The following is a 24159-nucleotide window of genomic DNA, read 5'->3' as shown; positions in this document are numbered from 1 at the left end:
TCAATATACAAAACGGCCTATTAAACCACATTGGTGCTCTGAATTGTAGCAATTTGCTCCTAAATCCAGATCATTTGACTTTACTGGCTATTAACAGTAAGTTGCTCACTCTTGCCGTAAGAAGGGAGCCGTATGGCCTTGCGTGAAGCTTATCTTTTGAAAAAAAGAACTTTTTTACCCTTATTTATTACTCAGTTTTTCGGCGCATTCAATGACAATGCGTTTAAATTGTCCATGCTGACTTTGATCAGTTACCATCTGGCGTCCTCACAATCGCACTCTGAATTTTATCAGGCACTTTCCGGCGGTTTATTTATTCTGCCGTTCTTTTTATTTTCAGCCACCAGCGGGCAATTGGCGGACAGGTATGATAAAGCCTTGATGACCAAGATTATCAAAGTGTTCGAACTGGTGCTGATGATCATCGGCAGTTTGGCTTTTTCAATCCAAAGCATGACGCTACTTCTGTTGGTCTTGATGGGCATGGGCATCCACTCCACCTTTTTTGGGCCTATCAAATACGCTATTCTGCCCGATCACCTGGCCCGCGAAGAGTTGCTGGGCGCAACGGCCTTGATTGAAGCCAGCACGTTTATTGCCATTTTGCTTGGTACCACCCTGGGCGCTTTGACCATAGGCACAACCCACTCGCACGTGGGCTATGCCGTTGGTCTTGTTTTAAGCGCTGCTGTCGCCGGCATGGTGGCCAGCTGGTTTATTCCTCCGGCGCCCGGTAAAGTCACCGTGGCTATCGACTGGCATGTCTGGCGGGCGACCTGCACCATGATGCGTCAGACCTTTGCCAATCGTATTACCTTACCGGCCATCCTGACGATTTCCTGGTTTTGGTTGATTGGCGCGGTGATCACGACCAAGCTGCCGGATTACACTCATTATGTTCTGCGGGCGGATACCTCGGTTTTCGCGCTGTTTCTGGCGATGTTTTCCATAGGTATTGCCCTAGGCTCGTTGACCATAGGCCGCATGCTGCAAGGGGCCATTACCTTGAAGTACGTGCCGCCGGCCATGTTGCTGTTGTCTTTTTTTGCCATGAACCTTTATTGGGTGACCCCCACAGTGGATGAGCATTTGCCCCTGCAATCCTTAGGGCGATTTCTGCTGCATTTTTCCAACTGGCCTGTCACGCTTGATTTCTTTCTGTTTGCCTTCTCGGCGGGCCTTTTTATTGTGCCTCTTTATACCTTTATTCAGGTCAGTTGTCCCGAACACGAGCGTGCCCGTACCGTGGCAGCGAACAATATTCTAAATGCACTCGCGATGGTCGTGGGCAGCGTGATATTAATGGTGCTGATTCATTTTAAAATGAGTATCGCGTTTCTGTTTTTATTGCTCGGGGCTCTTAATGCGGTCGCAGCCATCGTTCTCTGGCGGGTTATCCGTCGCCATTAATGTCGGTTTGCCGGGGCTAAGCGCTCAGCAAACCGAAAACGTCCTTACCGCAGCCAGTCGCGCGCAGGTAAAAAGTCGCTGTACAATCGACCCTCGGGGGTGTCTGGCTCTGGTTGCAGGTTGTATTGCCAACAGACCTCCGGCGGCAAGGACATAAGAATGGATTCCGCCCGACCGTTGGATTGCAGGCCAAACAGGGTGCCTCTGTCGTAAATGAGGTTAAATTCGACATAACGGCCTCGTCGGTACAGCTGGAATTCTTTCTCACGCTCTCCGTACGGCATATCCTTTCGCCGCAGCACGATGGGTTGGTAGGCTTGAAGGTAATGATCGCCCACACTGCGCATTAAGGCGAAACTGTTTTCAAAACTGATTTCATGATAATCATCGAAGAAAAGTCCGCCGATGCCGCGTGCTTCATTGCGGTGCTTGATGAAAAAATAGCGATCGCACCAGGCCTTAAGGCGGGGGTACAAATCGTCGCCAAAAGGTTGACAGGCGGCTTTGGCCGTTTGATGCCAATGACGGCAGTCTTCTTCAAAGCCGTAATACGGGGTTAAGTCGAACCCACCGCCAAACCACCACACCGTCGGCTCGTCTTCCTTTTCAGCCGTAATAAACCGCACATTGGCATGCGACGTGGGAACGTAGGGATTTTCAGGATGGATGACCAGCGAAACACCCAATGCCGTGAATTGCCGGCCACTGAGTTCCGGACGCTGGAGGGTGGCTGACGGCGGCAAACTTTCTCCATGCACGTAAGAAAAATTAACGCCGGCTTTTTCAAACACATGGCCTTTTTCCAAAACCCGGGATATTCCGCCGCCACCACCTTCACGCGTCCAAGCGTCTTCGAAAAAAATGCCTTTATCGTCAATGGTTTGTAAAGATTGGCAGATTTCTTGCTGTAACTGCAACAGGTAAGTTTTGATTTGTTCTACAGCATCGGTGGGGAGAGAAAGGCTATGGTCGCTCATAAATTGCTCCGCTGTAATGGAAACGTTTGGCCGCCACCTATCCTACCAAATTACAGGGATTTGGCATAGCAATTGCTTTGTTAAAAAGTAAGTCAGCATGAGGAGGGAGCATGACAATTGATTTGGACAGCTATCTGGGGGTACATGCCAAAGCATTACTGATCCGCGACCAGCGGGCATCGCAACTGGCAAACAACCTGGCTAATGCTGATACACCCAATTACAAAGCAAGAGACATTGATTTTAATGAGACGTTAAAACAGGCGATGTCGTCATCGTCAGCAAATAGGATGATTACTGACCAACCTGGTCACATTGTGGCCAAAAATGGCTATTCGTCTCAACTCATGTACCGGAATCCAACCCAATCATCGCTGGATGGTAACACAGTGGATAAAGACATAGAAACAACGGAATTTTTAAGAAACTCACTATCGTATCAAGCCAGTTTAACGTTTTTGGACAGCAAGATAAAAAACATGATGTTGGCATTGAGAGGGGAATAATATGTCATTGAACACGGTATTTGATATTGCCAGTTCTGGGCTGGTCGCTGAAACGACCCGTATGTCAACCACTGCCAGCAACATGAGTAATGCTAATGTGGTGGCGGGTAACCCGGATGATGTTTACCGTCCACAGTACCCGCTTTTTCAATCCGTGCAGGAGCAGGCGAATCTGTCCGTACGCAATGCCATTGCCGGAAAAACCGCGGGCGTGGAGGTAGCCGGGATTTATGAAAGCGAGCTCGAACCCGTTCTTCGCTACGACCCCAGCAATCCTCTCGCTAACGAGGCCGGGTATGTGTATGTACCTAACGTCAATATGGTCGGGGAAATGGCAAACATGATCTCGGCTTCACGGGCTTATCAAGTCAATCTTGAAGTGATTAGCTCCGCTAAACAGTTAATGCAACGAACACTACAGTTGGGACAGTAAGGAGTTTAAATTATGGCTTCCATTAATGGAATCAATACCAACGTGAACATGCCTGGCCTGCCGACGACCAGCGGCAATCAAAGTCTTGGACAAAAAGATTTTTTGCGCTTGATGATTGCCCAGGTACGTAATCAGGACCCCATGGATCCAAAAACAAACGGTGATTTTTTGGCGCAATTGGCGCAATTCAGTACCAATGACGGGATTGCCCGCATGGAGCAGTCCATTTCCCAATTGGCTTCGTCCTTGCAGTCCAATCAAGCCTTGCAGGCGTCTGCGCTGGTTGGCCGCAAAGTACTGATACCCAGCAGCACATTCAAGCTGGGCGCTGAGGGTGAGGCCAATGCGGCGGTTGACATTCCAGCGCCGGTCTCAAACCTCGCGGCATCCATTTATGGTGAAAACGGCGAGTTGGTGCGCACCATTCCTTTAGGGACCCAGGAACTGGGACTATTCCAATTCAGTTGGGATGGTATGAATCAGAAGGGTGAGCGTATGCCGGCCGGTAAATACACCATCAAAGTCACCGGCAATTTTCAGGGGCAGGAAGTGGCCTTAAAAACCATGGTGGCTGCCAATGTTGACAGCGTGAACCTCGGTCAGAATGGAGAAGGCGTTCGCTTGAACGTGGCTGGTATTGGTTCAGTGGCTTTAAGTGACGTTCGACAAATTACTGCTTAATCAGTAATCAATGCGTTTTATTGATTTTAATTGGAGGATAACGCTATGGTATTTGGAACAGCAATCAGTGGTCTTCAGGCTGCGACCAGCGACTTGGAGGTTATTGGCAATAACATCGCTAATGCCTCCACAACGGGTTTTAAAATGTCCAGAGCAGAATTTGCTGATGTTTATTCCACTGGTGCTTTTGGCGGGGGCCGGTATGCAATAGGCAGCGGTGTGCGTCTTTCCCGCGTCCAGCAGATGTTTGGTCAGGGCTCCTTGTCATTTACCAATAACAGTCTGGATTTAGCCATCACCGGCTCCGGCTTCTTTACCCTGAGCAGTGGCGGTACTCGCCTTTACTCCCGTGCCGGTTCATTTGGCGTCAGCGATGACGGCTTTGTGGTGAATGCGTCGCAACAACGGCTGGTGGGCTATCAGGCGGATTCCAGCGGCAACATCACGACCACGGTTGGCGATTTGAGCATCAATACGTCCAACGTGCCGCCCAGTGCGACCACCAATGCGCAGATCGGTGTGAATCTGTTTGCAAACAGCACCCCACCCTCTGTGGCCTGGGTCGGTGGAGCAACGCCGGCTACAGACACCTACAATAATCCCACGTCATCAACGATTTATGACAGTTTGGGTAATTCGCATGTCTTAACCATGTATTTTATCCGTGCCGATGCAGCCGCAGCAGCGGGTACGCCCAATGCCGCTTCGCCGCCGGGAACTGAAAACCAATGGTACGTGGCGTTTCAGATTGATAATCAGAACGTGCCGGCCAACGTAGGTGCCAACAACACCGACAACCTGTTTCGGGTCAACTTTAATGATGACGGCACATTTGCCAGTGCCGCGGATACGGCCAACAACCCCTTGGCCAATAACCTGATTCCTCTGACTCAGACCTTAAGCAACGGGGCGCAACCTCTGAACTTTACTGTCGATTTTTCTGACAGCACCCAGTTCGGCAGCCCGTTTGCTGTGCAATCCAATGTTCAAAACGGCGTAACAACCGGCCGTCTTGAAGGATTGGATGTCGATGAGGAAGGGGTTATTTTTGGACGCTACACCAATGGTCAGTCACGGGCCATGGGGCAGGTGCTGTTAGCCAACTTTTCAAACCCTGACGGGTTGCAAAGCATCAGCGACAACAACTGGGCGGAAACGTCGTCTTCCGGACAGCCGCTGGTCGGCGTGGCAGGTACCGCAAGCCTGGGTCTTATTCAATCCGGGGCGCTTGAAGGCTCCAATGTGGATTTGACAGCGGAATTGGTCAAGATGATTACTGCTCAACGTAATTTCCAGGCGAACGCGCAAGTGATTCAGACTGGCGATGCGATGGCGCAGACGATTATTAATATCCGTTAATAGGTTACGTGCTTCGGGTCACTAATAAGAATAACAAAGACGGGAGTTCATGATGGAACCCATTCTGTATAATGCGATGCATGGCTCGCAGATTAATTTTGACCGTCAGACCATCACTGCCAATAATTTGGCTAATGCCAACACCCCGGGATTTAAGGCCGATTTATTTCAGGCCGAATCGATGTACGTGGTGGGGCCTGCCATTATCGATCAGGCGATACCCATCGAAGAAGCCAATGGCACCAATTTTTCGCAGGGTGGAATCATGACCACCGGCCGCGACCTGGATGTGGCGATTCAAGGTCCGGATGGCTGGTTTTCGGTCCAGGATGCTCAACGCAAAGAAGCCTATACCCGTGCGGGGGATTTCCACTTAACCTCCACCGGCATGCTAGTGACCGCTTCCGGGCTCCCGGTTTTGGGCGATGGCGGGCCGATTTCCATTCCGCCTGCGAAAAGCATCAACATTGGTGGTGACGGCACCATTTCCATTGTGCCCCTGGATGGCGATCCGAGGGAAGTGTCCGTGATTGATCGCTTAAAAGTAGTCAAAATTGAACCTAAAAATCTGACCAAAGGCCTGGATGGCTTAATGCACCTCTCCGGCGGCGCCGCTGTGCCTGATCCCGCCATTCGCGTCGTCAATGGTGCGCTGGAAGGCAGCAATGTCAATGTCGTCACCGAAATGGTCAATATGATAGCGGCTGGCCGTGAATTTGAGGCTGAGCTTCAAGTCATGCAGACCGTGGACGAGAATGCCCAGAGATTGGCACAACTATTGCAAGAGTAAGGCAGTAATTCAGTAGGCAATGACAAGGAATAGCCATGGAACCAGCACTGTGGGTGAGTAAAACCGGTCTTGATGCGCAATCCGAAAACATCACAAACATCGCCAATAACCTTGCCAACGTCAGTACCACCGGATTTAAAAAAGGACGTGCCGACTTTGAGGATTTGATTTACCAAAACCTCCGTCAGGCCGGCGCTTTATCGACCCAGAATACCGAAATCCCAACCGGTATTTACATGGGAACCGGTGTGCGTCTGGTCGCTAACCAGAAAATCTTCACCCAAGGGCCTATTCAGAACACCAATAACCCGCTGGATGTCGCCATTTTAGGTCGCGGATTTTTCCAGGTGCTCATGCCGGATGGCAGCCAGGCCTATACCCGCGACGGCACGTTCATGCTTGATTCACAGGGACAGATTGTCACCGCGAACGGGTATGTGGTACAGCCGCCAATCTCTGTTCCTGAACAGACGCAAAACATTACTATCGGTTCCGACGGGACGATCAGCGTGGTCGTTGCCGGAAACAACGTACCCACCCAGATTGGCACCATGCAGCTGACGGATTTTATTAACCCTGGCGGATTGCAGCCTATCGGCCAGAACCTGTATCTGGAAACGGTCGCCAGCGGGGCTGCGCAGACGGATAACCCTGGAAACTCCGGACTCGGTCTGTTACAGCAGGGGTCGCTTGAAGCGTCCAACGTCAATGTGGTTGAAGAATTAGTCAACATGATCCAGGCGCAACGGGCCTATGAAATCAATGCGCGGGCCATTGAAACCGTGGACAGCATGATGCAGTTTTTGACTCAGACTCTTTAATTAGGTAGTGATCATGAGGACTAAAGGATTGGTAGTAAGCTTGTCGATCGCCGGCCTGCTCTCAGGCTGCGAACTCTTAAACCCTCCGGCACCCGGTAACTCTCCCGACTTTGCTCCGACCTATCCGGTAACCCCGGATAACAAGCAGGGCCGGGTGACGCAGGGGGCAATTTATAATGCTGAAACCGCTTTGCCTTTGTTTGAAACACCCAGAGCGCGTCATGCCGGGGATATCGTGACGGTGCTTTTGGTTGAAAAAACCGATGCGCAGAAAAAAGCGACAACGATGCAGACTAAAAACGATAAAAGCCAGATTGTTAATGGCTCCTTCCTGGGGCGACCGATCGCGCTTGGCGCGGGCTACAGCCTTGATTTCGACTTAAATGCCAAACGGCAATTCATGGGTGACGCTCGATCCATTCAGAACAACAAACTGGCTGGTAGTATATCAGTCACTGTGGCGAAAGTGTTGGCCAATGGTTCTATGCTCATCCAGGGTGAGAAGTGGGTATCCATCAATCAGGGGCATGAATACGTTCGTGTATCCGGGATGATAAGACCGCAGGACATCAGTCCTGACAATACGGTTCGTTCTGATCGCATCGCCAATGCGCGTATTGCATACGGTGGTACCGGTCAGATTAATAATGTCAATGCCCAGGGTTGGTTCTCACGATTCATCTGGGGCCCCTTCTTCCCGGAATAACAGGGAAGACGGATTAAACAGGATAGGCCTATGCGTAAATGGAGTGCGTTATTACAGGGTTTTTCCCTACTGGTGCTGGTTCATACGGCGGCGGCAGATCGCATCAAGGATGTGGCTAATTTAGCCGGGGTCCGCACCAACCAGTTGATTGGTTACGGGTTGGTTGTCGGTCTGGATGGGACCGGCGATAAGTCCGGGACACGCTTTACTGAACAAAGCTTCGGCAACATGCTGACGCAACTGGGCATTAATATTCCTCCCGGCACCAAGCTTAATTCCAAAAACATTGCGGCTGTCATCGTCACGGCCAACCTGACCTCGTTCATGAAAAAAGGGCAGACCCTGGATGTCAATGTCTCATCCATAGGCGATGCGCAAAGTCTGCGCGGCGGTACGCTGCTCATGACGCCGTTGAAAGGGGCGGATGGCCGGGTCTATGCCATGGCGCAGGGGCATCTGGTGGTTGTGGGTCTGAGCGTGACCGGTGAGGATGGGACTAACGTCACGGTCAACGTGCCAAGCGGCGGCCGCATACCCAATGGGGCAACGGTGGAAACCGACATCCCCAACCCATTCTATTTTTCCAAGACGCTGACCTACAATTTAAATTCGCCAGACTTCACCACCGCCCGCCGTATGGCCGACGCCATTAATCAAACCATGGGCCCGGGTACCGCGAGACCCATTGATGCCGCCTCCATTGAAGTCACTGCGCCCAAGCGCATGGGGCATCGTGTGGATTACGTGTCCGTCCTTGAAAACATCGAATTTACGCCCGGGGACGCGGAAGCCAAAGTCATCGTCAATCCGCGCACCGGCACCATTGTCATTAATCAACTGGTTCGTGTGAAGCCGGTCGCCGTCTCGCACGGTAACCTGGTGGTGACGGTCAGTGAAAACCCCTTAGTTAGCCAACCCAATCCTTTTGCGGCGGGCAACACGGTGGTGACGCCCGAAAGCCAGATTGATATTTCTCAAAAATCAAGGACTTTCGTTTTTGCCCCTGGCGCGACACTGCAGGAGCTGGTGAAAGCCATCAATGCCGTCGGTGCGGCACCGGGCGACCTCATTGCCATCCTTGAAGCGTTAAGGCAGGCTGGCGCATTAAATGCAACGATTATTATCATCTAGTGTAAAGGTGACTTTATGACAGCAAACGGCGTGGCGATGACTGATTTTAAAGGCTTGCAAACCCTGCAGCTTAAGGCCCGTAATGATTCGGAAAAAGCCTTGCCTGAGGCTGCCAGGCAATTTGAAGCGATTTTTCTACAGGCGATGATTAAAAGCATGCGGGCACAGCATTTTGTCGAAGAGGGCACGGTTTTTCGCACCAAATACGAGCAAACGTTCCAGGAAATGCTGGATGGACAATACGCTTCAGAAATCACCAAGGGGCCGGGTATCGGTCTTGCGGACATGTTGACTAAGCAATTGAGTAAAACCATTTCACGTCAGAGCACCCCTGCGGGTGAGGGCGCTCAGGGTTACCCTCTGCACGTTAATCAAGGCTTCCCCTTGCACGTTAATCAGGGTTTCCCCCTTAAGGCGGGCCATCAAGGCTTCGCTTTACAGCGAGCGGCTGCCCCATCGTCGTTACCCCTGAAGACCCATGCAGGTTATCCCTTGCAGCACCAGGCCGCGATGCAGCAGGCCTATGCGGTTAAACCGCCTTTAAAACCGCAAACGCCTGCGGCTGATCAGGGTAAAACAGCACAATCCATTGACGAGTTTGTTAAATCCATCTGGCCTTATGCACAACAGGCCGCCAGTATGCTAGGGCTTGATCCCAAGCTGCTGGTCGCCCAGGCTGCCCTGGAAACCGGGTGGGGGCAATACGTGACGCGGGATGAAGACGGCAGCAGCAGCAATAATTTTTTCAACATAAAATCAACAGGTAAGCAGCAAAATGAGGCCGTCGAGGTAAAGACAACCGAGTATGTTGCCGATATACCAGTAAAGACGAAGGCTTCATTCAAGAAGTATTCGTCAGTTGAGAATAGTTTTGCGGATTATGTCTCGTTAATTAAAGACAACAGCCGTTATGAGCAGGCTTTAGCAAATGCGAATGACCCACATCGTTTTATTAAAGCCCTTCATGACGCAGGTTACGCTACTGATCCCCGGTATGCGGATAAAATTTTATCCATTTACCATGGGGATGAGTTACAACAAGCGCTGGAAAGGATTGGTTATACCATGGAATAAACCCGTCCTTTGATATCCGGCGGCACATTATGGGAGTCGATTATTATGGTGGGAATTTTCGGTATTGCAACCTCCGGTTTAAATGCGTTTCAGCGTGCCCTGGATGTGGTCGGTACTAACATTGCCAATGTCAAAAATCCCAATTATACCCGGCAAACGGTGCTCTTTGGGCAGTTGCCCTCGCAACGTTTTGCAGGATCATACATTGGCAGCGGCGTGGTCATTACCGACATTCAACGCCACGCGGACCGTTTTGCCAATCAGCAGGTGCGCGATACTCTAGCCTCTAAAACCCAATACGAAGTGTTTTACGAGCAGGCAGCGCAAATTGATAAACTGCTGTCTCAGGATGGCACCAACATTACCGCTAACCTGCAGAATTTTTTCAATGCCCTTTCGCAGCTTAACGATGCGCCGGACAGCAATGCGGCCCGTGATGTGGCGCTTAAACAAAGCCAGACTCTGGTTGAGCAGTTCAAAACAATGCAGCAACGCATTGATGAATACCAGCGAAACAACAGCACCCAATTGAGGGAAGCGGTTGAACAGATTAATGTGTATGCTAAAACCATTGCCGACATCAATCAGAAATTGACGGTGAACCAGAATGCGCCGGATTTACTGGATCAACGCGATGCGGTGCTTAAAGAACTGTCCAAATTGACCGACGTCAGCATTGTTGAGCGGGTTGACGGCGCCATTGATGTATCCATTGGTACCGGTGAAATGCTGGTGATTGGCACGGATGCGCGAAGGCTTCTGGTGAATTCAAGCGGCTCAAACCAATTGAATGCCCAGATTCTTCTCGATAATGGCGCCGGGGTCGTTGACATTACCCGTAACATGCAGGCCGGCATGATCGCGGGGCTGCTGGGCTTTGAAGACGACATCATGGTGCAGGCCAGCCAGGTTCTTGGGCAAATGGCCATGGGTCTGGCGTCAGCCTTTAACACCCAGCATCGCCTGGGGATGGATTTAAACAATCAGCTGGGACAAAACTTTTTTAACGATTTTAATACCCTGTCCGCTCAACTGGCCCGTTCCGTGGCGAATACCACCAATACCGGCACTGGCGTGCTGTCGGTAGAAATCAGCGACATCAGCCAGGTTAAAATCAGCGATTACCAGTTATACGTTACCGATACCGGGACGAATGAAGTCCGCGTCATCCGCCGCTCTGACGGCCAGGCGACCACCTTGAACTGGACCAGCTCGCCGCCTGCTCCTCCGGCGGGATCAGTGACCATAGACGGCATGACGATTACGGTGGATAACATCGCCAATCTTGCCAACAATGACTCGTATACCCTGACCCCAACCCGTGGTGCTGCCCGGGATTTAACGCTGAATCTCACCGATGCCAGGCAGCTTGCTTTTGCCTCTCCGGTACGGACTCAATCGGCGTTAACGAATACAGGCAGCGGCGGCATCCGTCTTGGCAATGTATTAAACACCACGGATGTGAACAAGGATTTCCGCATCGAATTCATTTCGCCTACGCAATACAACGTGGTCAATGTCACCGATTCCGTTACCTCAGGCCCATTTACCTTCACGCCCGGCACGGACAATACCGTGATGATTCCCAATGCCTTGACGCCTTCCTATTCCGTGGTGTTATCGGGTGTGCCGGCGGCAGGGGACCAATTCACTGCCGCCTACAACACCGGCGGCATTGCGGATAACGGCAATGGGTTGAAGCTGACAGCGATTCAACAGGACCAATTGTTTGAGGGCGGAACGCAGAATCTGTTTGATCGGTACTCCAGTTTAATCGGTTCAGTCGGGGGAAGAACAAATCAGGCTAAACTAAACAGTGAATCGGCCGATATGCTCTATAACCAGGCTGTGGATCTGCGTGATAGCAAAAGCGGTGTTAATTTGGATGAGGAAGCCGCAAACCTGCTGCAATTGCAACAGGCTTACCAGGCGGCAGGCCAGTTGCTCTCCGTAGCCAAACAGATGATGGATGTCCTTTTTGCAGTGATGAGGTGATTTCATGCGAATTTCATCGAACCAGATGTTTACGCGCGGCTTAAACAACATGCTGAAGCAGCAGGCGGATGCCTTGCGCATTCAGCAGCAATTGTCTTCGGGTAAACGGGTGCTGTCGCCTTCCGATGATCCCATTGCCGCCGCTAAAATCGATTTGATGAATCAACGCATTTTTTTTGGCGAACGCCTTGAACAAAACCGCCAGAATGCCGACGGGGCGCTTAAACAAGAAGAAAGCGTCATAGGCAATATGGCCGGTGTGGTTCAGAAGTTAAGGGAATTGCAGGTGCAGGCCGGGAATGGATCGCTGACCGATTCCGCCAGAAAAGCATTGGCGGATGAAGCCCAGAATTTACTGGATCAACTGCAGGGTTTAGCCAACACCCAGGACAGCAATGGGTACTACATGTTCAGCGGCAGCCGTTCGGAAGCGCAAACGATTTCCCGGGATATGAATGGTCAATACGTCTATAACGGCGATCAAACCCAACGCTTTCAAGCCATCAGCAGCGGTCTGCAGGTGGCTTTGAATGACACCGGTGATGATTTGTTCATGCGGGTTCCAAGCGGTAATGGCCGATTCACCGTCTCCGAAACCGCAACGCCTAATACCGGCACCGCGGTGGCCAGCTCAGGCAGTGTGGTGAACAATGCAGCCTATGTTGCGGATGATTACACTATCCAGTTTGCATTAAACACCCAAAATCAGTTGGTGGTCATGGTGAGTGGTGCGGCAAGTGGAAACGTGGTCCCCGCAACCGGGTTACCGGATGACGCGCCTTTGTACGCCGACGGCATGGCGGTGAGTTTTAACGGCATTGAAATTAACCTGACAGGCACACCAGAAGCCGGGGATGCCTTTGCTGTAGCCCCCGCCGCCAATGAATCCATTTTTACGACAGCGGCGCGCATGGTTGCGAACTTAAGGCAACCCTTTGGAGCCGCCAGCGACAAAGCACGTGTATTCACCGAAAACAACCAGATCCTTGAACAATTAGACAGTGGCCTCGGTAATCTGCTGGACTTTCAGGCGCAGGTGGGCGCTCGTTTGAATCAATTGGATGTGGCAGAAAAAGTGAACACCGATCTTATCGACATCAGCAAGGAAACCAAATCCAGGCTTGAAGATGCGGATTTGGAATCGCTGGCTGTGGAATATCAATTGCAGATTACCTATCTTCAGATCGCACAGAAAACCTTTGCCAGTCTTCAGGGCTTGTCTGCCTTTAATTTCATATAATTTCTACACACTGATGCGGTTTGAACCTGCTGAAGGGTAAATCGCGTCTTTCCCGGCATCGTTGGGATTGGCATCGGGTGGAAGGGTGGTGAGTTCAACCGTCTGGGTTGATTGGGTAACCAGGGAGCCGTCCGGTTGGGATGTCAGGGATGGCGTTTGTGGGGGTTGAGGTTCTGGCGGGGTTTGCAAAATCCCCAGCATGTGATTGGAGTAACTGCACGTGGCCGATTGATTGGGCCTTTCTCCCAGCTGGGTTTGATAGCAATCCAGGGACTCATCCAGGATGCTTTCTTCCTTTAAAACCTGCCGCTCTTTATCAGCCTTGGTGTCCTGTTTTTCTGCAAATTTCTCAGCAACCCATTTGATGAGGCCGATGGTGGCCATGGCAATGGCCAAACCACCGACGATGGGTAAAAGCACCGGTGGTGCTGCAACCACGCTGACCGCCATCAGCAAGGCGATGGTGGATAAAACCACTCCGGCGCCGGCTAAGGCGAAGGTGGTGTAGGTTTGGGCTAATTTCTCGTTCGCTAATAAATCATTGCGCTTTAATTGATGGATGGGCTTGGTGATGCCGGTAATTTCTGTATCCAGCTTGACAATCCCTTCCTTAAGCGCATCAATGGCAGCGATGCGGGTCTTTCTTTCATCAGGCGTCATCGAATCAGCGACCTTTTCAAGATTCTCAACAAGCACGGTCAGCGCAAGCATTTTCTCCCGGCGCTGGTCATAGCATTTTTTAAGCTTGCCCGCCTGGCTTTCTTCATCACCCTCAAGCGTCAAGCCTCTTTGGGTCAGGAGATCATGAATGAAGGTCGACTCTGTCTGATGGTTATTTTTGTCCTCCTCTTTTAAATCGGGATCACGCAGTGCCTGTTGCAATTCCAGATAACGCACTCTCAGGGGATCCAGGTACTTTTCATCCGCCAGGGCAGTCGTGTTTCTGGCCTCCAGTAATTGATTAAATTCTTTTTTCTGCTTATATTCTGCGCGGGTCGTTAGTTTGGCCGCGATACTGCCGGCTAAACTTATCCCTTCAAGTACGGTGGTAAGAGCGCTGACCGCAACACCAATCGCTGCAGAAACCGCGGCCGTTAATACAAAGGCGGCAATGCTTAACGCCGTAACCACCACCAGAACGCCCATGGCAAACAGTTTTTCACCCACGGTTTTGTCTTTGGCAAAAAGGGTGGTGATGGCTGTGGGAATAACGGAAACCATTTGTAGAATAAAGCCGATAATCGGCAGCTGTTTGCTTTGAGAGAAGATTGAGGCAAAAAAGCCCTGAATCTGGCTGAACAGGCCTAGGGCATTGTTCGCATAGTTACCGCGCTTGTTGATTTCATCCACCAGACTTGTTTCCCGTTCGGCCTGGCGGATGCGGGATTTTAATGCGTTCATCCTTTCGGATAAGAGGATGGTTTTACGGCCCATTGCGTTCTACCAAAGCACATAATAGTTAATTTTAATACATAATGAGCAAATTGGCTGTAAATGGGGTTGTGATATAAGCGGGGGATTGGCTGTGTGTTTCTATCGAAGGAAGAACATTGACGCATGCTGTTTAGTTAATTGCATTGTGAATGTAACGATGTGTTCATTTGATAAATGGGCGGTTACTGAATACAGCAACTGTATTCATAGCCAGTAGGAGGGCATGTTAATGAAAAAAGGGGTTGTGGTCGGCGGTTCAATTTCTGGGTGTGCCATAGCGATTCTGTTATCTCGCCTGGGTTTTAAACTAACCGTTTTAGAACGTTCTTCTGGGATAATGAAAGGACAAGGAGCGGGGATTATGCTGCCCGTTGCCCTAGTGGAGAAATGCATCGAGCTGGATTTATTCGATGCCGATATTCCGCGACTGCCGATAGTGGGACGTACTTTTTACAGAGAGGCCAGCCGAGAGGAATTCCCAGTGAAAATCTGGGATCAATCGTTACAGGGGTTCGCACTCAATTGGATTGATGTGTACCGTAATCTTCGCAAGCGCCTCAAGGAGTCGTGGATTCATCCCCACATGAATGTTATCGACATTCACAGAGAGGACAGCGGATATTTGTTGAAAACTGCCTCACAAGCGAGTTACACCGCAGATTTTGTCATTGCCGCTGATGGGGGTGAATCCATTGTACGTAAACAATGGGCGTCAGGTACAGAAAACTATGCCGGGTATATTGCCTGGCGTGGCACCCTGGCAGACTCGTCGAATGACATGATCAATCGCATTCAATGCTATACCTGGGCGGATGGCCACCTTCTACTCTATCCTATTCCCGCAGTTGATTATGAAAAAACGGGAAAGCTGCTCATCAACTGGCTTATTTATGAACGAACAGACCGCGATCAGCTGCCATTAAGGCTGACTGATAGCCAATACGTTGTCCATAGCCGTTCCGTGCCTGCAACTTTACTGCATGAAACCCAACGCCAATACCTCCACAGCCTGGCTAAAGCGCATTTCCCGAAAGCCATTGCTGATATTGTTGTTGGCACCGCCCATCCCTTTATCCAGGTCATCCACGATTTTCAAATGGATCCCTATCCGGATGACGGGCTGTTGTTTGTTGGGGATGCGGCAGCTACCTTACGGCCACATAGCGCTTCTGGTGTCACTAAAGCACTGGGCAATGCGATTGAACTGCATCGGCTGTTGTTAGTTAATCCTGAGATGCCATTGTCCGCCCTGTTTAAGCAATGGAAGGGAAGTCAGCAAAAAAATAATGCGGAAGAAGTGGATAAGGCTAAAAAAATGGGCGATGCGCTGGTTATGAATCCCCCTGACTGGCAAACGATGGATCAAGACCGCATGGATGCCTGGTGGACCAAACTAATGCTTGGTCATACCTGGTTTGCTACACAACCCTTGAACCATGCCCGCGAGACGCCAATAAAAAACACACCACTACGCGCCAAATTGTAGCGGGTAACGCGCCCAACGTTACCCGCGTTGCAGAAGGTTTAGCCGCAGCAAGAAATAAACGAGCATGGCGAGAGGCGAAAACCATTCACTGACAGCTTTTCGTTGCACAGCGCAGCACTTTAATGTGCTTGCCAGTTGGTGTGTAGTAGCTGGCGACGGGGTTATTATCTGCATCCAGGGCTAATGCGCTGTCTAAACCCTGGGTGGTGGGGTCAACCGCCGTGATGACATTGCCGGAGGTGCAGTTGGCGTCACCGCAATAGAGTATTGACATCGTGGTGCTGGTGCCAAAACTGACAATCGGACGTCCCGTTGCGCTGTCAATACGAATGGAGGGCTGTAACCCGACATTGGCGCCAGTCGCCGGGGAAGCAATGCTGTTTCCTGCATTACAGGCTGGGTTACCGCAGTGAAGAACCTTGAGTGCGTCATTGGCCGTATCCCAGTAGGCAATGACTGGATTGCCGCTCGCGTCTAATGTTACCGAGGTCGCACGGTGATCGCCTGCCTGCGCACCGGGGTCAAGAATGGACAAGGTGTTATTGGGGCCAGAACAATTGGCGTCACCGCAGTGCAACAGTTTCAATTGATTTTTATCCGCGCGAAAAAAACTCACCACAGGATAGCCCGAACCATCCAGCACCAGAGAAACCCCGCGCACATCGGCATTGGCGGGGAAAACCGGGAAATCGGGCGAGGCAATGCTGGTGTTCGCGGAGCAGTTTGCATCCCCACAGTGAACGACTCTCAATCCCTGATCGGGCTGACCAGCCGAGGCAATGACAGGATTACCAGCGGAATCAAGGGCCATGGACGATGCGCGTTTCGATAAACTATCCGGAGTGACGGCAGAGTTAACCCCACTGCAATTGGCATTGGTGCAATGGATGATCTTCATGACCTGGGCGGTGAAGTCATAAAAACTAATGACCGGATAACCATTGGCATCGAGAGCCAGCGAAGTATCCCAGCCGGTATTTCCGGTGGTGTAGGCGCTGGTGATGGAATTGCCTTGGCTGCAGGAGGTGTCGCCGCAATGCAGTAATTTCAGATCGCCATTGGTGTTATCCCAGTAACTCACCACTGGTTTGCCGTTGGCATCCAATTGAATAGCGCCGTAGCGGCCAACGTCGGTCGCGGTATCACCCACATAAACCGAATTTGGACCGCACTGGGGGCTGCCGCAGCGCAACACGTTCAGGTTGCCATTGCTGCCATCGTAATAACTGACAATGGGATTGCTGCTGGCATCAAGACGCAACGAGGTATACAAGCCCACATTCCCGGTACTGTCCGGAACATTGATGATGTTGTTGTTCGTACAGTTGGCATCACCGCAACGCACCACATTCAGGCTCTGGTTGGTTAAATCGTAATAGCTGATGGTCGGTATATTATTGGCATCAAGCGACAGGGAGGAATAATAGCCCGCCACCGCATTAGCCGGCAGGGAGGTCAGTGAATTACCCGATGTGCAAAGGGTGTTTCCGCAATGCAGCACTTTTAATTTCCCATTGGTTGCATCCAGATAACTGACCACGGGTTTTTGATTGCTATCCAGTTTTAACGAAGGATAGCGGCCGACATCGGCCACCGAATCGACAGTGACTGTGGTGTTGCCGGCATTACAGGCGCTGTTGCCGCAGGTGATTATTTTCAAAGACGAGTTGGTGAAATCAAAATAAGCCACCACCGGATGACCGGCGTTATTCAATTGAATGGAACTCTGTACGCCATTGCTGCCGGTCATGTCGGGTGTGGCCATGGTGTTGCCCGCAGTACAGGCGGCATTGCCGCAATGGAGAATTTTCAATTTACCATTACCCGCATCGTAATAACTCACCACCGGGAAATCATTGCCGTCAAGGGTTACCGACGTGTATAACCCCACCGATCCGGTATTATCCGGGGTGGCTATTGTATTCCCGGCTGAACAGGAACTGTTGCCGCAATGCAGAACCTTTAAGGCAGAATTGGCTTCATCGTAATAACTGACCACCGGCTTTCCGGTGCTGTCTAAGGCAACGGCAGTGTATTGACCGATGCTGGCTGCTGCATCGGGGGTCACGATGGAATTAAAGCGACTGCAGGTTCGTGTAAAGCAATGCGCAACCTTTAATTTTTGTTCTGAGGCATCGTAGTAACTGATTGTCGGATAGCCCTGTGCATCCAGAACCATCGAGGTGTATTGCCCGGTTGTGCCGTCCACATCCACAGCTGCGATGTGATTGCCAATGGCAAACGAGCGGGGTACCAAACCCAGGCCAAACAATAAACTGAACACAACAAAGCGCAACGCAATGGGCATCCTTTGCATAAAAAACCTTCCTGGTTAATGAAATGGCTGAGCGGATTCAAACAATCACTATACCTAAAAGACAAGGAGTCCGTCCAGCCACTGTTTGGAACAAGTCCGGACCACCTGCACAACCACGCTGGGTTTATGCTTCAATTCATTGGGAATCACAGTATTCGTTTCTTGACTTCATCCGGGAGTACCCTTTCCACGTTGCGTTTGAAGCGGAGGTTGTTGCTGACCACAAAACAGGACGTTAAACCGGCCAGTGAGGGGACCGGCACCTCAATAAAACCCAAGCGCCGATAGACATTGGCATCGTCCCGGTTTGACGATGGATTTAACGTCCTGTCCTTCTCGTTATCCACCAGGATGAGTTGCTCCGCTCTCGGAAAACGCCGTTGAATGGCCTGACGTTGCTCATAGTCCATTTGGGTTACTTCCTGAAGCGATAATTTTATCGACCTGATATGGACCGGCAATGCATTAAAAATGACATTCAACTCGTCTGCTGTGCGTTCATGAAAATGGCAGTCATTTAAACCAAGATGAATTAAGCGAGAATGGGTAAGGGCATCGAACAAAGCCGCCAATTCCTCAGCAGTCTTCGAATCAAACTCGTTGTCGCCTGCATCAAGATGACTCACCTCTGTGGTTTTCAGTGAGGAAAACAGCGCAGTCAATTCAGTCAGGTCGAGTTCCCCAAGGCCATTACAACTGACATTGAGATGGCTGATGGAGGAGCCTTGCAGCGCATCAAACAAGGTCTCAAACGGCGTATCGGCCATGAGATAAAAGCCATTATCGCTCAAATCGAGGTGGGTAACAGGAGAGCCTTTGAAGGCATGCAGCAGGGCGTTGAATTCAGTGCCGGTTCTTAGATACAAATCATTACTGCGTAAACCAAGGTGAGTGATTAACGAGTGTTGAAATGCGCTGAACAGGATCGCCAATGTGGCGCCGTCCTGTTTACCCAACTCATTGTGGGCCAAATCAAGAACAGCCATGGACCTGCCGTGCCAGGTTTGAAATAACTCGATTAATTCATGGGCTGGCCGTTGTCCCAAATAATTGTAACTTAAATCGAGTTGAATGAGGCCTGACTCGCTTAAAACGGCGATTAAGGCAGCTAACTCAGCCCCTGTTTTTTGGTTAAGGTCATTACTTTTTAAATGGAGGCGGGTGATGGAAGAACCTTTAAGCGCGCTGAACAGAGCGATCAGTTCAGGGCCGGTTCTTAGTCCAAAGTGATTAGAGCCTAAATCGAGATGGCTTATCCCAGAGTCCTTTAGTAGGTTGAACAGAGCCACCCATTCCACCCCTGTCGGCCCGGCGTTTTGCCCGAGAGCATTGAGGTGCAGATTAAGGGAATGAATGCCAAAATACTTAAACATGCTGAATAGAAGTGCTAATTCAGTGAACTTTTCCTCACCCAGCCGGTTACCTGGCAAATGGAGCTCAGAAATCCATGAGCCCTTGAGCTGGTGCAATTTGGCAATGATTGCTTCAATCGAACGATTGAATAGTTCAACACGCATGGCTTCCCTTATTTCATCATAACAATAAAAAGCGGAATCCCCGGACAGGCCGGAAAGTTCAAATTTTAAGCATATTGCCACTGCGTGACTAAATGGTCAAATAGTATTTTATATGGACAGTGTTATTCGATTAAATGAAAATCCGAGGGCGCGCTACTGGCAGCCACAATACGGTTGCCAATGGCAAAAGAGGAGGGCGTAAAGCCTAACGTGAAAAGAAAGTTTAAAGAAAGGATAACAAAGTGTAAAGCGGCCTGACTTTTATGTAGAAAAACCTTTCCTGTAAGCGGGAATCACTGAAAATAGCGTATTGAAACGAGCGAATATAACATCAATGACTCCATCACTAAGCCAATGATTTAAATACCATTTATGACTTTCGACACGAAGCCGGCGTTCACTCGTTCCTGCTCCAAAAACCCATCAATACGATTTGCTAACCCCTGTTTACAACATAGCCAGTTAATCGTTGGTTAATATTTGTTCTTTATAATCCAATCCGCAATATATTTATTCAAAAAACCAACTAATTGGTCACTATGTAAAGAGATGTAACATGCTAGAAAAATTTGAAAAGAAGGACAATAAAAAAACAGGAACGAACCAAACTTACTCAAGCTACATCAAATTAGATCAAATTATTGTCCTGTCGAGAAACTGGATTAACCATAAAGAGGCTTTCCTTGATGCTCCTTGCAAGACCCGTTTCCGCTCGATTTATTCCATTGCAAAAATCATCGATGACCAGCATCCATTGCCGTTAATGATGCCTGAAGTCCATTTTGACGAAAACTATTCTTCTAATGCTTATGAAACCTGGGAAGAGCTTTATCTTAAAGATGATGTGTTTGTTTCACTGGATAATTTAAAGGGTAAAAAGTACATCGCTTATTCATTGGAAACGGTTTATTTGGCCAATAAATACAAAGGCTTTCTACGCACGACACTGCATTTCGATGATGTAGAGGCCACGGAGATGAGCGAACGCGATCAAGAGCGCTTTCTTTCTCAATTAAAAAAACGATATCCTGAGTATTACAAGGAATATCTCAATGTTCAACCCAACAAAGCAGAGCTTTCCTTAACCAGTATTGGTAAAGAGAAGCTGAATGCTATTTTGGATGCTGTGGAAGTGATGTTGGTACTGAGCTGCCAAAAGGGTGGGTTGACGTCCAACTTTTTACCCGGTGGCCTGACTGATGCGTTAAGTTCTTATGGCTACCAACTATTGATACAAGTCTTATCTGATACGTTAAGTCCTGAGGAAAAGAAAGGATTAGACTATTTGTGGGCAAAAAATATTCAAACAAACGCTGAGCGAACGGTGGGTGATTTAATAAATTCGGCATTGCATGGCTCCTGTACGACAACCCTCGGTTTGTACTGGTTAGGGTTGCTAAAGACACTTCGGCCTCAATTGACCCTCGCCATCGATGAGAAATTTGTTGATAAAATATACAATGATCTTGTTCAAGATAGAACCTCTGGGTGGTCCAATCTAGGAAAGGCACACTTAACTGTTTTCCTTAAAAAGAATGCTCAATACATTATATTGGACATGCTAAATCCAGTGGAGAAGGAATCCCAGCCGAAAGTGATCCCGGGTTATTTTATGTAATCCCGGATTGCAATAAAGAATCAGAGTAACAATGGGCAAACGGCCGTAGAAGAAATTAATATGGCGTCCCGGAGAGGATTTGAACCTCCGACCTGCCCCTTAGGAGGCGCAATATGTGTTATTTGTTAAAGTGCATTATTGTTCATAAAACCTTGTAAATCAATGGAATAATCAATTTGCATCATTCGTTGATGTTCATTAAAATACCGCACTATCCACCAATTTGGCTATACCCGAGGCTATACCCATATATGAGGTATTTAATGGGTAAATTAAACCCTAAAAAAATTGAGCATGAAAAATCAAATGGTAAAGAACGACGCTTGCCAGATGGTGATGGTCTTTTTCTTCGTATTCGACCTAGCGAGGCGAAAAGCTGGCTATTTTGCTATCGTTTAGGCACTGATCGTAAATGGTTACAAATGACGCTGGGCTCTCTATCTGACCTCTCTTTAAAAGCAGCTCGCGAAACAATCCTTGAATTACGAAAGTTAGTTGCTAAAGGTATTGATCCACGAAATGCTAGGGCAGCCATCAAAGCAGAAAATATTAATGCTATGTCAATGCAAGGATTATTTGATGTTTGGATAGACTTCACAAAAATGGCTAAAGAGGTTAGCCCAACCTGGATTAAACGACATGAAGACCGATGGAGAATTCATTTAAAATCAGTTCTTGGGAATATATTAGCCAGAGATGTGACTCGTTCTCATCTGGCGACTGCATTAGATGCGATGACGCGCAAAGGGATTAAAGAAGAAACTCGTAAGGCACTTACTACTCTTAATTTGATGCTTGATTATGGTTTAACACGCCATATGATAGAGCAAAATCCCGCTCGTATGTTAAAACCAAAGGATTTTGCAGCTACAGCAAATAGACCACGCGATCGAGTATTGTCATTAACTGAATTGAATAGGTTATGGCAGGCATTAGATTTAGAGGAAAAAAACACATCTTCGACCCTTTCTTTCGTTACTGTAGCTGCAATTAAGTTATTAATCTTAACTGGTGCACGACGTGGTGAAGTTGCAGGTATGCGTTGGTCTGAATTAGATCTTCAAGCTCAAGAGTGGAAGTTACCCTCAACCAGAACAAAAAATAACAAAGCTCATACTGTGTATTTATCTTCTATGGCGGTTAACATTCTTACAGCTCTCAAAGAAAGATCTTTGTCTTCATTATGGGTTTTTGATACAGGTCGTTATCAAGAAGGAGGACACATACATGAAGATACTCTGACTGGGGTTATTTCTCGTTTAAGGGGTACTACCAAAGGATCTAAGAAAAGAAAAGAAGATAACGCCTCGTTAGCTGATTTAGATCATTTTACTATTCATGATATACGCCGATCAGCTGCAACCGCTTGGGGTGAACATTTGAAGATCTCGCCTCATATTATTGAAAAAATGTTAAATCACCAACCACTAAATAAACTTGAGGCTATCTATCAGCGTGCTGTTTATTCAAATGAGCAAAAAGAAGGATGGTTGGCATGGGGAGATATAGTGCAGAAATATATTGCAACACCTAATAAATAGTTGGTTTGAGTTAAATATTATTTAAATTAGAAGAGGATGTAGATGTCGTATACATATGAGTATTATAAAAGAGCATATTTTGGCGATTTATATGAGCTTACTGTTGGGGAGGCTGCAAAAAAGATTTATGAAGGGTTGTGGCATGCAGATCTGGCAAGTGTTGAGGAAATTGAAGAGGCAATAATCGAAGATATTGAAAGGGGTGTATTAAAATTGGTTAGGGGTACAACGCGAGTTCTTAATGGTTTTCTTACCAACCCCGCTATATTAAATGCTTTCGATTTATCTACTTGGGCGGAAAGTAATGGTTTAGAACTAGAAAGTAATGGGGCATGGAATGATTATCTTTGTGAAGAAGCCGAGTTAGATTCTTTTCTAAACGACAAATTAGAGTCCCTTCGTGCACTTCAACAATCAGAAAAAAGTGTGTCAGAAATTCTTCATACCACCGAGCTTCTCAATGAGAATATGCAAGATCAATTGATTAGCCTTTCAAGTGAAAATGATAAATTAAGAGAACAGTTGGAAGAGCTAACGGGTAATAATCAAATTAATGAAAATTCAAAAATGATGACTAGTATTTTTAAATTAATTTCATTAATGGCTATTGATGGTTATGGTTTTAATAGTAGTGATAAAAAAAGCTCCGTACCAGCAGAATTAGCGCAAGCTATGACTGATAAATTAGGTGAAAATATTGATGTAGGTACAGTACGCAAATGGTTAAATTATGCATGTGAGCAACACCCACCAATAAAAAGATGAACAGCAATTCGGATTTCCTTTTTGATAAACGGAAATCCGATTCAGCCTGTAACGAATCTAATAGAATTGTCTCGAATTTTTTAGAATAAGGATAATTCTACCATGCATGACTTACCTCCTGAGGGCTTTATACGCCTTAATCAGATACTCGGTAACAAAAAACGAATACCCCCTATAGCTCCATTAATTCCTGTTGGCAGAACCACTTGGTGGGCAGGCGTTAAAAGTGGCAGATTTCCACAACCTGTCAAACTGGGCCCTCGAACAACTGCTTGGCGAGTGAAGGATATTCGCCAGCTTATTGAAAGCGGAGTTTTTTAAAGTCTTGAAAAATAAAAAGGAGAGGAAGCTACATCTC

Annotated in this window: 21 protein-coding genes and 1 pseudogene; 18 read left to right on the top strand and 4 right to left on the bottom strand. The window is 48.5% G+C overall.

Annotated features, from left to right (window positions below; all coding sequences use genetic code 11):
* The first annotated feature begins 132 nt into the window (after positions 1 to 132).
* Positions 133 to 1410, top strand: coding sequence for an MFS transporter (locus DYE45_RS09545; RefSeq protein ID WP_108292863.1), 1278 nt, complete (start codon positions 133 to 135; stop codon positions 1408 to 1410).
* Positions 1411 to 1454: 44 nt separating this feature from the next.
* On the opposite strand, the gene hemF is transcribed toward DYE45_RS09545, so the two are convergent.
* Complete coding sequence (hemF, locus tag DYE45_RS09540; protein ID WP_108292861.1) at positions 1455 to 2387, bottom strand: oxygen-dependent coproporphyrinogen oxidase; 933 nt, start codon at positions 2385 to 2387, stop codon at positions 1455 to 1457.
* Between the two features lie 110 nt (positions 2388 to 2497).
* On the opposite strand from hemF, the gene flgB reads away from it, so the two are divergent.
* Genes flgB through flgL form a run of 11 tightly spaced genes read left to right on the top strand, consistent with a single transcriptional unit; the run spans position 2498 to position 13123 of the window.
* A complete protein-coding gene (gene flgB, locus DYE45_RS09535; RefSeq protein WP_108292859.1) occupies positions 2498 to 2893 on the top strand; it encodes a flagellar basal body rod protein FlgB in 396 nt (131 codons plus the stop codon).
* 1 nt (position 2894) lies between these two features.
* Positions 2895 to 3326: a flagellar basal body rod protein FlgC gene (gene flgC, locus DYE45_RS09530; RefSeq protein WP_108292857.1), complete on the top strand. Its 432-nt coding sequence runs from the start codon at positions 2895 to 2897 to the stop codon at positions 3324 to 3326.
* Between the two features lie 48 nt (positions 3327 to 3374).
* Positions 3375 to 4007 (top strand): flagellar hook assembly protein FlgD, encoded by a 633-nt coding sequence (locus DYE45_RS09525; protein ID WP_239005329.1) that lies wholly within the window; start codon positions 3375 to 3377, stop codon positions 4005 to 4007.
* A 45-nt stretch (positions 4008 to 4052) separates the two neighbouring features.
* Positions 4053 to 5366, top strand: coding sequence for a flagellar hook protein FlgE (gene flgE, locus DYE45_RS09520; protein WP_108292853.1), 1314 nt, complete (start codon positions 4053 to 4055; stop codon positions 5364 to 5366).
* Between the two features lie 52 nt (positions 5367 to 5418).
* A complete protein-coding gene (gene flgF / locus DYE45_RS09515; protein ID WP_115300832.1) occupies positions 5419 to 6156 on the top strand; it encodes a flagellar basal-body rod protein FlgF in 738 nt (245 codons plus the stop codon).
* Between the two features lie 35 nt (positions 6157 to 6191).
* The gene (gene flgG / locus DYE45_RS09510) at positions 6192 to 6977 is read left to right on the top strand and encodes a flagellar basal-body rod protein FlgG (RefSeq protein WP_108292849.1); all 786 of its coding nucleotides are present in this window, start codon (positions 6192 to 6194) and stop codon (positions 6975 to 6977) included.
* Between the two features lie 13 nt (positions 6978 to 6990).
* Entirely contained in the window at positions 6991 to 7683 is a 693-nt protein-coding gene (locus tag DYE45_RS09505) for a flagellar basal body L-ring protein FlgH (RefSeq protein ID WP_108292847.1), read from the top strand.
* A gap of 30 nt (positions 7684 to 7713) precedes the next feature.
* Entirely contained in the window at positions 7714 to 8814 is a 1101-nt protein-coding gene (locus DYE45_RS09500; RefSeq protein WP_108292845.1) for a flagellar basal body P-ring protein FlgI, read from the top strand.
* Positions 8815 to 8829: 15 nt separating this feature from the next.
* The gene (gene flgJ, locus DYE45_RS09495; RefSeq protein ID WP_108292843.1) at positions 8830 to 9888 is read left to right on the top strand and encodes a flagellar assembly peptidoglycan hydrolase FlgJ; all 1059 of its coding nucleotides are present in this window, start codon (positions 8830 to 8832) and stop codon (positions 9886 to 9888) included.
* Between the two features lie 45 nt (positions 9889 to 9933).
* Positions 9934 to 11883, top strand: coding sequence for a flagellar hook-associated protein FlgK (gene flgK, locus DYE45_RS09490; RefSeq protein ID WP_165481687.1), 1950 nt, complete (start codon positions 9934 to 9936; stop codon positions 11881 to 11883).
* Positions 11884 to 11887: 4 nt separating this feature from the next.
* The gene (gene flgL / locus DYE45_RS09485) at positions 11888 to 13123 is read left to right on the top strand and encodes a flagellar hook-associated protein FlgL (protein ID WP_108292841.1); all 1236 of its coding nucleotides are present in this window, start codon (positions 11888 to 11890) and stop codon (positions 13121 to 13123) included.
* Between the two features lie 3 nt (positions 13124 to 13126).
* Here the strand turns inward: flgL and DYE45_RS09480 are convergent, their stop codons facing one another.
* Positions 13127 to 14557, bottom strand: a complete 1431-nt coding sequence (locus tag DYE45_RS09480; RefSeq protein ID WP_108337471.1) for a T4SS effector SidA family protein — start codon at positions 14555 to 14557, stop codon at positions 13127 to 13129.
* 223 nt (positions 14558 to 14780) lie between these two features.
* Between DYE45_RS09480 and DYE45_RS15035 the strand changes: the two are divergent.
* Positions 14781 to 14894, top strand: a pseudogene (locus DYE45_RS15035) (NAD(P)-binding protein); the annotation flags it as partial.
* Entirely contained in the window at positions 14895 to 16043 is a 1149-nt protein-coding gene (locus DYE45_RS09475) for an FAD binding domain-containing protein (RefSeq protein WP_242602689.1), read from the top strand.
* A gap of 85 nt (positions 16044 to 16128) precedes the next feature.
* Here the strand turns inward: DYE45_RS09475 and DYE45_RS09470 are convergent, their stop codons facing one another.
* Both DYE45_RS09470 and DYE45_RS09465 read right to left on the bottom strand, forming a co-directional pair.
* Complete coding sequence (locus DYE45_RS09470; RefSeq protein ID WP_115300830.1) at positions 16129 to 18360, bottom strand: hypothetical protein; 2232 nt, start codon at positions 18358 to 18360, stop codon at positions 16129 to 16131.
* A 146-nt stretch (positions 18361 to 18506) separates the two neighbouring features.
* Positions 18507 to 19877: a leucine-rich repeat domain-containing protein gene (locus tag DYE45_RS09465; protein WP_115300829.1), complete on the bottom strand. Its 1371-nt coding sequence runs from the start codon at positions 19875 to 19877 to the stop codon at positions 18507 to 18509.
* A gap of 556 nt (positions 19878 to 20433) precedes the next feature.
* On the opposite strand from DYE45_RS09465, the gene DYE45_RS09460 reads away from it, so the two are divergent.
* From DYE45_RS09460 to DYE45_RS09445, 4 genes are all read left to right on the top strand, one after another.
* Entirely contained in the window at positions 20434 to 21495 is a 1062-nt protein-coding gene (locus tag DYE45_RS09460) for a hypothetical protein (protein WP_108292831.1), read from the top strand.
* A 263-nt stretch (positions 21496 to 21758) separates the two neighbouring features.
* Positions 21759 to 23036: a tyrosine-type recombinase/integrase gene (locus DYE45_RS09455; protein ID WP_160160712.1), complete on the top strand. Its 1278-nt coding sequence runs from the start codon at positions 21759 to 21761 to the stop codon at positions 23034 to 23036.
* A 42-nt stretch (positions 23037 to 23078) separates the two neighbouring features.
* Positions 23079 to 23801: a hypothetical protein gene (locus DYE45_RS09450; RefSeq protein WP_115300827.1), complete on the top strand. Its 723-nt coding sequence runs from the start codon at positions 23079 to 23081 to the stop codon at positions 23799 to 23801.
* 102 nt (positions 23802 to 23903) lie between these two features.
* Positions 23904 to 24122: a helix-turn-helix transcriptional regulator gene (locus DYE45_RS09445; protein ID WP_115300826.1), complete on the top strand. Its 219-nt coding sequence runs from the start codon at positions 23904 to 23906 to the stop codon at positions 24120 to 24122.
* The last annotated feature ends 37 nt before the right edge of the window (positions 24123 to 24159 follow it).

It is taken from the genome of Legionella taurinensis (assembly GCF_900452865.1).
GTDB classification, from domain to species: domain Bacteria; phylum Pseudomonadota; class Gammaproteobacteria; order Legionellales; family Legionellaceae; genus Legionella_C; species Legionella_C taurinensis.
Note: the sequence above shows the minus strand (reverse complement) of the source record. Positions and strands in the feature narration are given on the sequence as shown.

Bases quoted from the DNA above. Each gene is read 5' to 3' on its own strand.
- DYE45_RS09545 (WP_108292863.1), top strand. From the start codon at position 133: ATGGCCTTGCGTGAAGCTTATCTTTTGAAAAAAAGAACTTTTTTACCC.
- hemF (WP_108292861.1), bottom strand. From the start codon at position 2,387: ATGAGCGACCATAGCCTTTCTCTCCCCACCGATGCTGTAGAACAAATC.
- flgB (WP_108292859.1), top strand. From the start codon at position 2,498: ATGACAATTGATTTGGACAGCTATCTGGGGGTACATGCCAAAGCATTA.
- flgC (WP_108292857.1), top strand. From the start codon at position 2,895: ATGTCATTGAACACGGTATTTGATATTGCCAGTTCTGGGCTGGTCGCT.
- DYE45_RS09525 (WP_239005329.1), top strand. From the start codon at position 3,375: ATGCCTGGCCTGCCGACGACCAGCGGCAATCAAAGTCTTGGACAAAAA.
- flgE (WP_108292853.1), top strand. From the start codon at position 4,053: ATGGTATTTGGAACAGCAATCAGTGGTCTTCAGGCTGCGACCAGCGAC.
- flgF (WP_115300832.1), top strand. From the start codon at position 5,419: ATGGAACCCATTCTGTATAATGCGATGCATGGCTCGCAGATTAATTTT.
- flgG (WP_108292849.1), top strand. From the start codon at position 6,192: ATGGAACCAGCACTGTGGGTGAGTAAAACCGGTCTTGATGCGCAATCC.
- DYE45_RS09505 (WP_108292847.1), top strand. From the start codon at position 6,991: ATGAGGACTAAAGGATTGGTAGTAAGCTTGTCGATCGCCGGCCTGCTC.
- DYE45_RS09500 (WP_108292845.1), top strand. From the start codon at position 7,714: ATGCGTAAATGGAGTGCGTTATTACAGGGTTTTTCCCTACTGGTGCTG.
- flgJ (WP_108292843.1), top strand. From the start codon at position 8,830: ATGACAGCAAACGGCGTGGCGATGACTGATTTTAAAGGCTTGCAAACC.
- flgK (WP_165481687.1), top strand. From the start codon at position 9,934: ATGGTGGGAATTTTCGGTATTGCAACCTCCGGTTTAAATGCGTTTCAG.
- flgL (WP_108292841.1), top strand. From the start codon at position 11,888: ATGCGAATTTCATCGAACCAGATGTTTACGCGCGGCTTAAACAACATG.
- DYE45_RS09480 (WP_108337471.1), bottom strand. From the start codon at position 14,557: ATGGGCCGTAAAACCATCCTCTTATCCGAAAGGATGAACGCATTAAAA.
- DYE45_RS09475 (WP_242602689.1), top strand. From the start codon at position 14,895: ATGAAAGGACAAGGAGCGGGGATTATGCTGCCCGTTGCCCTAGTGGAG.
- DYE45_RS09470 (WP_115300830.1), bottom strand. From the start codon at position 18,360: ATGCAAAGGATGCCCATTGCGTTGCGCTTTGTTGTGTTCAGTTTATTG.
- DYE45_RS09465 (WP_115300829.1), bottom strand. From the start codon at position 19,877: ATGCGTGTTGAACTATTCAATCGTTCGATTGAAGCAATCATTGCCAAA.
- DYE45_RS09460 (WP_108292831.1), top strand. From the start codon at position 20,434: ATGCTAGAAAAATTTGAAAAGAAGGACAATAAAAAAACAGGAACGAAC.
- DYE45_RS09455 (WP_160160712.1), top strand. From the start codon at position 21,759: ATGGGTAAATTAAACCCTAAAAAAATTGAGCATGAAAAATCAAATGGT.
- DYE45_RS09450 (WP_115300827.1), top strand. From the start codon at position 23,079: ATGTCGTATACATATGAGTATTATAAAAGAGCATATTTTGGCGATTTA.
- DYE45_RS09445 (WP_115300826.1), top strand. From the start codon at position 23,904: ATGCATGACTTACCTCCTGAGGGCTTTATACGCCTTAATCAGATACTC.